Origin of the sequence: Alcaligenes faecalis (genome assembly GCF_005311025.1) — a bacterium.
GTDB lineage: Bacteria > Pseudomonadota > Gammaproteobacteria > Burkholderiales > Burkholderiaceae_B > Alcaligenes > Alcaligenes phenolicus.
Window position 1 is genome coordinate 3,487,893 of the sequence record NZ_CP031747.1, and the last position, 11,364, is coordinate 3,499,256.

Annotated in this window: 7 protein-coding genes and 1 tRNA gene; 4 read left to right on the top strand and 4 right to left on the bottom strand. The window is 57.2% G+C overall.

Translation table 11 applies throughout. The annotated features are described in order from the left end of the window. Window position 1 precedes the first annotated feature (1 nt). Window positions 2-1,471 carry a phospholipase D-like domain-containing protein gene (locus tag D0C27_RS16025; protein ID WP_026485269.1) on the top strand — a complete coding sequence of 490 codons (1,470 nt, stop codon included), beginning with the start codon at window positions 2-4 and terminating at the stop codon, window positions 1,469-1,471. 159 nt (window positions 1,472-1,630) lie between these two features. Next, window positions 1,631-2,590: a phenylacetic acid degradation operon negative regulatory protein PaaX gene (gene paaX / locus D0C27_RS16030; protein ID WP_137431306.1), complete on the top strand. Its 960-nt coding sequence runs from the start codon at window positions 1,631-1,633 to the stop codon at window positions 2,588-2,590. Window positions 2,591-2,780: 190 nt separating this feature from the next. Here the strand turns inward: paaX and D0C27_RS16035 are convergent, their stop codons facing one another. From D0C27_RS16035 to D0C27_RS16045, 3 genes are all read right to left on the bottom strand, one after another. Beyond that, on the bottom strand, window positions 2,781-4,499 hold the full coding sequence (locus tag D0C27_RS16035; protein ID WP_009457916.1) for a cation acetate symporter: 1,719 nt from the start codon (window positions 4,497-4,499) through the stop codon (window positions 2,781-2,783). After that, window positions 4,496-4,804, bottom strand: coding sequence for a DUF485 domain-containing protein (locus tag D0C27_RS16040; protein ID WP_009457917.1), 309 nt, complete (start codon window positions 4,802-4,804; stop codon window positions 4,496-4,498). The genes D0C27_RS16035 and D0C27_RS16040 overlap by 4 nt, the downstream gene beginning before the upstream one ends. 214 nt (window positions 4,805-5,018) lie before the next feature. Beyond that, window positions 5,019-5,095, bottom strand: a tRNA-Arg gene (locus D0C27_RS16045). 329 nt (window positions 5,096-5,424) lie between these two features. On the opposite strand from D0C27_RS16045, the gene D0C27_RS16050 reads away from it, so the two are divergent. Beyond that, the gene (locus D0C27_RS16050; RefSeq protein WP_226348566.1) at window positions 5,425-6,666 is read left to right on the top strand and encodes a phospholipase A; all 1,242 of its coding nucleotides are present in this window, start codon (window positions 5,425-5,427) and stop codon (window positions 6,664-6,666) included. 6 nt (window positions 6,667-6,672) lie between these two features. Here D0C27_RS16050 and D0C27_RS16055 read toward each other — a convergent pair whose 3' ends face one another. After that, on the bottom strand, window positions 6,673-7,626 hold the full coding sequence (locus tag D0C27_RS16055; RefSeq protein WP_022983505.1) for a LysR family transcriptional regulator: 954 nt from the start codon (window positions 7,624-7,626) through the stop codon (window positions 6,673-6,675). Window positions 7,627-7,753: 127 nt separating this feature from the next. Between D0C27_RS16055 and D0C27_RS16060 the strand changes: the two genes are divergently transcribed. Then, a complete protein-coding gene (locus tag D0C27_RS16060) occupies window positions 7,754-11,311 on the top strand; it encodes an indolepyruvate ferredoxin oxidoreductase family protein (RefSeq protein ID WP_137431307.1) in 3,558 nt (1,185 codons plus the stop codon). Window positions 11,312-11,364: the final 53 nt, after the last annotated feature.

Sequence of the window (11,364 nt, forward strand, 5' to 3'; positions counted from 1 at the left end):
CATGCAAGAGCATCTGATACACCTGCGCTCCCTGCTGCACGATTACTGGCCGCATCTAGCCTTGGCGCTCAGCGTGATACTGGGCGCTTCAGCGGCCATTCATGCCGCCATGACCAAAAATGATGTCCGCGCCGCCATCAGCTGGGTGGGCGTCATCATCATGTCGCCCCTGCTCGGGCCATTCCTGTATTTGATTGCCGGGATCAACCGCGTACGCAGACAAAGCCTTCTGGAACAAAGTGCAGACGTGTTCTATGAACAGGTCACCTATCTGCACCCTCCCGTCTCGGACATTGGTGCCCTGGTCGGCGCCCCATTTCGCTCTTTGCAAATTCTGGGGGACCGCGTCAGCCGCAGCCAACTACGCAATGGCAATAATGTGCGCGTTCTGGTCGGCGGCGATCAGGCTTATCCCGCCATGCTGGAAGCCATTGATCAGGCCCACAGCACCATTGCCTTGCAAAGCTATATCTTCGATAGCGATCGCCTGGGGCGTGAATTTGTCAGCGCCCTGTCGCGCGCCCATCAACGTGGCGTGCAGATTCGTGTGCTGGTCGATGCCATCGGGGCGAAATATTCGCGTACGCCCATTGTTCGATTGCTGCGCCGCGAAGGCATACGCTGCGCTTTGTTCATGACCAACCCCCTGGGCTTTCTGCGCATGCCCTACGCCAATCTGCGCAGTCACCGCAAATTGCTGATTGTGGATGGCACGGTAGGTTTTACCGGCGGCATGAATCTGCGTGAGTCCTTTATGGCGCAGTACAGCGACGGCAAGCCCTCTCAAGACACCCATTTCCGCCTGGAAGGCCCGGCAGTCATGCAATTGCTGGCTTCTTTCCGCCACGACTGGCAGTTCACGACTCGCGAAGATCTATCGCCCGCTTACTGGCATGCCAGTTCCTCGCCCGCCCCCAGACCTCACGTTCCGGCTCGCTGCATTGCTTCGGGCCCGGACCGTTTCATGGCCAGTACCCACCATATGCTGCAAGGGGCGTTTGCCATTGCCCAGCGCCATATCCGTATTCAGTCTCCCTACTTTCTGCCCGATCAGATCCTGTTGGGTGCCTTGAACACCGCCGCCCGACGCGGCATTCAAGTGGATATCGTCATCCCCGGGCAAAACAATCTACGCCTGGTCAATTACGCCATGACAGCCCAACTGGATCAGGTGCTGCGCGCAGGCTGCCGGGTCTGGCGCGCCAGCGGCCCCTTCAACCACTCCAAGCTCATGACGATTGACGGAGTCTGGTCTTATATTGGTTCGTCCAATCTGGACCCGCGCAGCTTGCGATTGAACTTCGAGCTGGACGTAGAAATCTACAGCCGCGACACGGCCCGCCAAATCCAGAACCTGATTGATCTGGAAATTGAGGACGCCGAAGCCGTCAGCCTGGAGTCCTTAAGTTCAATCGGCTTTGGCAAGCGCTTGCGCAACCGCCTGATCTGGCTGGCCAGCCCCTATCTGTAATGTGTGCGCACCTGAAACTGCTGCAAGCTTCAAGAAAGCCCCTGGCTTGCACAATCTTTCAATCCGCTTGCGCACCCACCCTTTATAATCAAGCGCTTAAACGGTCTACACAGACAGGCGTGCCGTTCCAAAACAGACTTGAGCGCCATTAAAAAAACAATGTCCGAGCTTTCTTATTCCGACCTGGCCCAATGGGCCGCCCACCATCTGGAAAACCGCCCTCCCCGAGCCAAGTCCCTGGTCATGACCTTGTTTGGCGACGTGATTCGCCCACATGGCGGCAAACTTTGGCTAGGCAGTTTGATTCAGTTGCTGGCCCCCTTCGGGATCAGCGACCGACTGGTGCGCACCAGCGTGTACAGGCTGGCCGAGGAGGGCTGGCTGAGCGCGCAGCGCGAAGGGCGACGCAGCCAGTACACCTTGCGTCCCGAAGCCAGCCAGCGCTTCGAACACGCGTATCAACGCATCTACACCCCGACCTATCTGGCCTGGGACGGGCAATGGACGCTGATCTTCAGCATGCCCAGCTTGATGATGAACTCCAAGCAACGGGCAGACCTGCGCAAGGAACTGCTGTGGGAGGGCTTTTGCGCCTTGTCACCCACCGCTTTCCTGCACCCCAACCCGGATCACACGATTCTGGATTACATCCTGCAGGCGACACAGGCGCAGTCGCAGGTGTATGTGGGCAAGCTGGAACCTTCCCAACTGCCGCAAACCCGCCCTCTGTCCCAATTGATTCAGGACAGCTGGGATCTGGCCCAGGTGGCCAGCGGCTACGGTCAGTTCATCCAGCGCTTTGCGCCCGCTCTGGCCATGCTGGATGCAGGCCACGACTATAACGACGAGCTGGCCTTTGTGATTCGCACCCTGCTGATTCACGAGTTCCGCCGTATTCAGCTGCACGACCCTCAACTGCCTATTGAGCTGCTGCCAGCAGGCTGGGCAGGGAAACAGGCTTATGAGCTGTGCCGGGATGTGTATCGTCAGGTCTGCGGCAAGGCCGAGCGCTATATTCTGTCCACCTTGCGGGCCGAGGATGAACAGGCACCAGAGGCCGCCGCCTACTTCTATGAGCGTTTTGACGGCCTGCCCGTCCCGTCCGAGACTCAGGCCTGAAGCTGAATCCCTGAATAGAGAGACTGACTGCTGTGTGCTTGATATCCGCAACACACGACCAGCACTACTGACAGCAATAGCGGCATGGGCAAATAAAAAACCCGGTGTGATCTGAATCACACCGGGTTTTTTTGCACCCTTAACAATCAGGCTCAGGCACGGACAAACAAACCCGGCCTGTCAGAGCAGATTAGTGCGCAGATGCTGCCTCTGCACCCACACCTGTCTCGGAGCGTACCGACTGAGCCTCGAAACCAGCACGGTCGATCTCGGCACGTGGGCTACGGTCAGTGATCGAGAAGAACCAGATCGCCACGAAAGCCAAAGGCATGGAGAACAAGGCTGCCGACGCATAAGGGAATGGCGAAGAGCCGGCTGGATTGCCCAGCGTAGCTTCCCACACCGAAGGCGAGAGCAAAGTCAGCAGCAAGGCAACGATCAAGCCCAGGAAACCACCAATCGTGGCACCACGTGTCGTGCAGCCTTTCCACAGAATGGACAGGAACAGGACCGGGAAGTTAGCCGAGGCAGCAATCGCGAAGGCCAGAGACACCATGAAGGCGATGTTCTGCTTCTCGAAAATAATACCCAGCAACACGGCAACCACACCCAGGACCAAGGTGGTAGTGCGCGATACACGCATGACTTCCTCGTTCGTGGCTTCGCCCTTCTTGATCAGCGTGGAGTACAGGTCGTGCGACACGGCGGATGTACCGGAGAGCGTCAAACCAGCCACCACAGCCAGAATCGTGGCAAACGCCACTGCCGACATAAAGCCCAGGAACACGTCGCCACCAACAGCATCAGCCAAGTGCACAGCGGCCATATTGGAACCGCCAATCAGATCGCCGCCAACTTCCAGGAAGCGGGGATTGGTGGACACCAGCACGATAGCGCCGAAACCAATAATGAAGGTCAGGATGTAGAAGTAACCAATCCAGGTGGTTGCCCAGAACACGGATTTACGTGCTTCTTTTGCATCAGGCACGGTAAAGAAACGCATCAGAATGTGTGGCAGACCAGCAGTACCAAACATAAGAGCCATACCGAAGGAAATCGCGCTGATAGGGTCCTTGATGAAGTTGCCGGGGCCCATGATGGCTTGACCAATTGTGGAGGCCTGGACAGCATCTTTACCGGCTGCAATAGCGGCATCTGTCTTGACCTGCACAGCGGCGGCGAACAGTTTTTCTGGCGAAAAACCATACTGTGCCAGCACCATGATGGCCATGAAGGAAGCACCGAACAGCAGCAGGCCAGCTTTGATGATCTGCACCCAGGTGGTGGCTGTCATGCCGCCAAACAGCACGTAGACCATCATCAACACGCCCACCAGCACCACAGCCACCCAGTACTCCAGGCCAAACAGCAGCTTGATCAACTGACCGGCGCCTACCATCTGTGCGATCAGATAGAACAGAACCACAACCAGCGTGCCCGAGGCGGCAAAGGCGCGGATAGGACCTTGACGGAAGCGGTAAGCGGCTACGTCAGCAAAGGTGAATTTACCCAGGTTACGCAGCTTTTCTGCCAGCAGGAATGTAATGATGGGCCAGCCGACCAGAAAGCCGATGGAGTAGATCAGGCCATCGTAGCCGTTGATCATCACCGCCGCCGAAATACCCAAAAAGGAAGCCGCAGACATATAGTCACCGGCAATGGCCAGGCCGTTTTGAAAGCCTGTAATACCGCCACCTGCCGTGTAAAAGTCAGAGACCGACTTGGTGCGGGCAGCCGCCCATTTGGTAATCCACAAGGTCGCCAGCACAAAGACCGCAAACATGCCGATGGCGGTCCAGTTGGTCGGCTGCTTTTGCAGCTCGCCCAGATCGCCGCCAGCTGCCAGCAAGGCAGGACTGGCCAGCATCAGGCCCAGAGCCAGGCCGGAACGAAGGTAGGAATGCTTCATTTACGCACCTCCTCAAGGACGTCCTTGGCCATTTGGTCAAATTTGGTATTGGCGCGCCAGACATAAATGCCCGTAATGACAACAGCCAACACAATGACTCCAAAACCAATAGGAATACCCAGGGTCATGACGCCATCACCCAAGCGCTCTGCAAACAATTCCTTGTCGAAAGCAATAATGCCGATGTAACTGTAGTAAGCCACCAGCATGACGATGGTGAGTATCCAACCCAGCCGCAACCGAGTCTTGACCAGATTCTGATAGCGAGGATTGGCCGTAATCCGACCTACAAGGGGGTCTTGCATAGTTTGTCTCCGCATTGTTCTGAACGCCTTATTTTGCTGGCGTATCTTATTGAACCGGCCCAGCCTGAAAAGGCTGAAAACGGCGCTATGAAGACGCCTGCCGACGTCTATGCGGTGAACATTAGAGCCCGACACTTACACCATACTTACTAAATGCATCGGCTCAGGGTAATGCCTAGGAGCAGAAAAGCACGCAAGAAAAAGGGAGTAAGGTTGGCGCGGGTGGAGGGGTTCGAACCCCCGGCCCCAGGCTTAGAAGGCCTGTGCTCTATCCAACTGAGCTACACCCGCCAGGTGATGGTGGCATCGTCAAAACCGTCAGGCGATGCAAGGTCCGAGATAACGGTCCGTAAGGAATAAGGACCGAATTCAAGGCCCATTTTTTGTAAAAAAACAGACCTGAAAAGGACAATCGAATATTCTAGCCTGAAAATCTGTTTTAGATAAGCAGCACTCTGGTCAGAGTGTCAATACTGTAAGAAAAATAATTATAGGTAGTATTTTTAGTCGCAAATGGTACAGTCGTGTACGGATTAACCCGTTTTCCTGGACTTTTCTCCATGCCGACCAAAAAGAAACTAAGTAAGCACTCTTTAATACTATCGGCCCCCCTTCTTATCTTGAGCGCAATCCTGAATACCGCACAGGCAGGTATCAGCTATCAGTTGCGCCAAGTACAGGCCAGTTCTGGTGAAACCGTCGATATTGACGCCATCGTCTACAACGACACAGGCAGCTTGATGAGCTGGACCGCCCCGCAAAACCTGGTTTTGCAGTGGCGCGACAATAACGGCAACGTCATCCGCAGCCTGGCCGAACTGGTCAACCCGCGGCCCCGAGCATCCATCCCTACCAACAACTTCACCGCCTACAGTTGGCGAGCCGTGGTCCCCAATGGTTTGACCGGCTTGCAAGCCGTCAATATTGAAGGCGAGCGTGTAATGTTGGCGCTGGACACCAATCCGGAAGGCCAAAGCCCGATTACCTCGCAACCGGCAAACGCCGCTGTGGTGAACGCAGGTGCTGGCCATGACCCACGTGTCATTGACCCGGCCCTGCCCTATGCACAGGCCGTCGCGGCCGGAGCACAACGCGAAGGGCCAGCCATCAATAACGGACAAGGCCTGAAACCCGCAAACTCCAGTTTCGAGAACTTCAGCAACGCGATTTCGGCTCACGACCCGACCTACTTTATTGTCGGCAATAAAGGCGGCACCAATGCCCGCTTCCAGCTGAGCTTCAAGTACCGTCTGCATTCGCCGGATGATCCTAGCAATCCGAAGTTCTACGATCACTTCTACATTGGCTATACGCAAACAGCCCTGTGGGATCTGCATGCCGACTCCAAGCCTTTTGTAGACACCACCTACCGCCCCAGCTTCTTCTGGCGTAAGGACTCCATCTGGGAATCCGAGCAGAAACGTCTGTTCATGGGTCTGGCCACCGGCTACGAACACGCTTCTAACGGCAAGGCCGGTGATGACTCGCGCTCCATGAACGAGGTCTTCATCCAGCCCGAATTCAATTACCGCTTTGATCACGGTGCCACACTGACGTTTGCCCCACGCATCAAGCACTATGTGTTCATGGGCGAGAACGCAGACTGGGCACACTACCGTGGCCGTTACGACTGGAAAGTCCGCTACGCCCAGGACAACGGACTGGTACTGTCTGGCATGTACAACAAGGGCGCGGGCAGCCGCAATACGCATGAGTTCACGATTGCCTGGCCACTGAACCGCACGCCTTTGAACATGAATGGCTATCTCTACGGCCAGTACTTCTCGGGCTATGCGGAAACCATGCTGGGTTACCGCGATCGCTCTTCGCAGTTCCGTATCGGTCTGGCGCTGGTGCCGTAAGCGCTTCTACAACAGTCCCCCACCGCGTCGGCTTCCCATGCCGGCGCGGGCCATATCATGATCACAGGCCTGAATCAGAAAACGCTGAAACAAGGCCACCAATCCTTCCGGCTCACGTCCTTTGGGCCACAACAAGCCCACCTCTACCGACTCCACCGGGTCATGAATCCCGATGGCATGGATACGCTTGCCTTCCAGAGACCAGGGCCGGTAAACCATATCTGACAAGATCGTCACCCCAAAGCCATAAGCCACCAAACCGCGCACCGCCTCCAGGGAGCGGGTCCGCATAGCGACACGCTCCGGAAAGCCGGGGCTGCCCCAATGTCGCATGGCCGCCGTATCAGCATCGTCCACCGTCAGAAAGATGTAGGGATAGTTGTTGACCTGCTCCAGGGACACACTGGACTCATTGGCCAGGGCATGTTGATCCGACACCCATAAGCGCCGGCGGGAACTGCTCAGGCGATGGTGCCCGAACATGGCCAAATCGGTGATATTCGACAAAATAGCAACACCCAGATCGATACGCTCGCCCTCCAGGGCGGCCTCCATTTCGGGGCGCTCCATATCCACCAGCTCGATGTCGATATTCGGATAGCTGTGCTTGAAACGACTGATCAGATCAGGCAAGAAGTAGCCTAGAACCGTATAGCCCGCGGCTACCCGAATCTGCCCTTCGATATTCTGTCGCCGCAAATCTGCATGGTTCAGCGCATCGCTGACGGCATCAATCACGTGATGGGCGTGGTGAAAGAACGCCTGTCCCTGTGGCGTTAACTCCACACCATGGGGCAAACGCTCAAACAAGGCCACATTCAGCTGGCGCTCCAGACTTTGCACCGCATTACTGATGGCCGACTGCGAGACATTCTCCGCCTGGGCCGCCGCCGAGAACTGCCCGCTGACCGCCGCAGCAATGAAATATCGAAACTGCCTCAGAGTCACTTCGTGCTTCATAGCCATCCGTTTTTCAGATATCAGGTACACGTAAATTTGATTTTACGATAACAAAAAGCTGCCCTAGACTAAAGAACAAACGACAACAACTTGCACGAAAACCATCCTTCTTGCAGGAGACAAACTCATGAACGCCCCACTCAACAAACCTTACAAGGCCATGTTGGAATCCGTGTCCCTGGATGACAAATACACTGTCACCAAGGGCCGCGCCTATATGAGCGGCACCCAAGCCCTGGTGCGCTTGCCCATGCTGCAGAAAGAACGGGACCGGCGCGCCGGTCTGAATACAGCAGGCTTCATCTCTGGCTACCGGGGCTCCCCATTAGGGAGCGTAGACCAGGCTCTGTGGCAAGCCAGCAAACACCTGAAAGAACACGACATCGTGTTCAAACCCGGTCTGAACGAAGATCTGGCCGCTACCGCCGTCTGGGGTAGCCAGCAAACCAATCTGTACCCCAGTGCCCGTTTCGACGGCACCTTTGCCATGTGGTACGGCAAGGGCCCTGGCGTGGACCGCTCCATGGACGTGTTCAAGCATGCCAACTCGGCCGGTAGCGCCCGCCACGGCGGTGTGCTGGTACTGGCAGGCGATGACCACGGTGCCAAATCCTCCACTGTTGCCCACCAGTCCGATCACGTTTTCGCCGCCGCCGGTATTCCCGTGCTCTACCCGGCCAACGTGCAGGAATACCTGGACTTTGGCCAGCACGGCTGGGCCATGAGCCGCTTCTCCGGCCTGTGGGTAGCCTTGAAATGCGTCACTGAAGTGGTGGAGTCAAACGCCTCAGTTGATCTGGACCCGGACAGCCTGAACATTGTCCTGCCCGAGATCGAGGACATGCCCGCCGATGGTCTGAACATCCGCTGGCCAGACCCGCCACTGGCGCAAGAAGCCCGCATGATGAACCACAAGTGGTACGCCGCTCTGGCTTATGTGCGCGCCAACAAATTGAACCGCGTCGAGATTGATTCGCCCGAAGCCCGCTTTGGCATCATGACGGCGGGTAAAGCCTATCTGGATACCCGTCAGGCACTGGCCGATCTGGGCCTGTCCGACGAGCTATGCGCCGAGCTAGGTATCCGACTATTTAAAGTGGGCTGTATTTGGCCCCTGGACGGGCAAGACGCCCGCCAGTTCGCAACCGGCCTGTCCGAAATTCTGGTGGTGGAAGAAAAACGCCAGATTCTGGAATATGCACTTAAAGAAGAGCTGTACAACTGGCGCGATGACGTACGTCCCAAGGTCTACGGCAAGTTTGACGAGACCGAACACGGTGGCGGCGAATGGTCCAGCTTGCGCTCGCCCTGGCTACTCCCTCCTCAAGGTGAACTGTCTCCTGCGATTATTGCGCGCGCCATTGCCCGCCGCTTGTGCACCATGGACATTTCCGAGGAGCTGCAAGCCCGCATCCAGGCCCGTCTGGCCATTCTGGATGCCAAGGACCGCGAAGCCCGTATGCCGCGCGTCAGCGTAGAGCGCAAGCCCTGGTTCTGTTCGGGCTGTCCGCACAATACCTCCACTCGCGTGCCCGAAGGCTCGCGCGCCATGGCCGGGATTGGCTGTCACTACATGACGGTCTGGATGGATCGCAGCACCTCCACCTTCAGTCATATGGGCGGCGAAGGCGTCGCCTGGATTGGCCAACAACCCTTTACCGATGAAAAACACGTCTTCGCCAACCTGGGCGATGGCACGTATTTCCATTCGGGAATTTTGGCGATCCGAGCCTCGATCGCAGCCAACTCCAATATCACCTACAAGATTCTGTATAACGATGCCGTCGCCATGACAGGCGGCCAGCCCGTAGACGGGATATTGAAAGTCACCGACGTCATTGCCCAGGTCCATGCCGAGGGCGCTCGCAAGATTGTGGTGGTCACCGACGAGCCCGAGAAATTCAAGGGCGTTACCCTGGCTGGCAACCCGCCTGTGTATCACCGTGATGAGCTGGACCGCGTACAGCGCGAGCTGCGCGAAGTGCCCGGCACCACCATCCTGGTCTACGACCAGACCTGCGCCACGGAAAAACGCCGTCGCCGCAAGAAAGGGACTTACCCGGACCCTGCCCTGCGCGCCTTCATCAACGACACGGTCTGTGAAGGCTGCGGGGACTGCTCGGTCAAATCCAACTGCTTGTCCGTTGAGCCTCTGGACACCCCTATGGGCTCCAAGCGCCGCATCAACCAGTCCTCCTGTAATAAGGACTTCTCCTGCGTTAACGGTTTCTGCCCCAGCTTTGTCACGCTGAAAGGGGCGCAGGTACGCAAGCCGGAAGCTCAGGGCCGTTCGCTGGAGTCCTTCAATCTGGCCGACCTGCCTTTGCCCAAACTGCCGGATCTGGACAAGACCTACGGTATTTTGATCGCCGGTATTGGCGGCACAGGTGTCGTGACGGTAGGCGGCCTGCTGGGTATGGCTGCTCATATCGAGCAAAAAGGGGTCAGCGTTCTGGATATGGCCGGTTTGGCCCAGAAAGGTGGTGCGGTGCTAAGCCACGTGCAAATCGCACGCCAGCCCGATCTGCTCCATGCCACCCGCGTCCCAACGGGCGAGGCCTCCTTGCTGATTGGCAGTGATGCTCTGGTCAGCGCCTCCACGGATGTCCTGAGCCGTGTCAGCCGCGATCGCACCCACACCATTATCAACACCGCAGCCAGCCCGACTTCGGACCTGATCGGCAATGCGCACTGGAAATTCCCGCTGCAAACCGCCTGCACGGATATCGAAAATGCCGTAGGCAAGGAAATCCGCTATCTGGACGCCAATGCCCTGGCCGTACACGTTATGGGCGATGCGCTCTATGCCAACCCCATCTTGCTGGGCTATGCCTTCCAGCGCGGCTGGATTCCGCTGCATATGGACAGCTTGCTGCGCGCTATCGAACTGAACGGCGTCGCTGTCAAAGCCAACCGTGAAGCCTTCCAGTGGGGGCGTCTGGCGGCTGAAAAGGGTATCGAAGCCTTGATGGAAGGTGCGACACCCAAAGCCCGTGAAGTCACTTTCCCTGAAAGTGTGCAGTCCCTGATCAAGCGCATGGAAGAACACCTGACTGCGTATCAGAATCCGGCCTGGGCCAAGCGCTACCGCGACGCCATCAACAAGGTCATGGAACGCGAATCGCGCCTGAATCAGGACAAGGCTCTACCCCTGACTCGTATCGCCGCCACGCAGCTGGCCAAGCTGATGAGCTACAAGGACGAGTACGAAGTGGCCCGCCTGTACACCGACCCGGTCTTCCTGGACAAGCTGCGTGCCCAGTTTGCGGGTGAGCCTGGCAAGGACTACCAGATTGAGTACCATCTGGCCCCGCCCTTGCTCGGTCGCAAGAACAGCCAGGGTCAGCCAGTCAAGAGCAAGTTTGGCCCTTCGACCCGCAGCTTGTTCAAGATTCTGGCCCGTCTGCGTGGTTTGCGTGGTGGTGCGCTGGATATCTTTGGCTACACCCAGGAACGCCGTCAGGAACGTCAGAACATTGAGGACTATCTGGCCGACCTGAATGAAGTCAGCGCCCACCTGGATGCGGACAATATGGAAGTGGCCCAGCGCTGGTTGAACTACCCGGATCTGATCCGTGGCTACGGTCATGTCAAAGATGCGGGCCACGTCAAAGCCTACGCCCAGCGTGAACAGCAACGCAGCCAGTTCCGTTCTCGTACCGAACCCAGCCAACGCGTTGCCTAAACCTATCGCCAGCCCTGGTAACACAGGGCTGGCTCCCCTTAACTCCTCCTTAG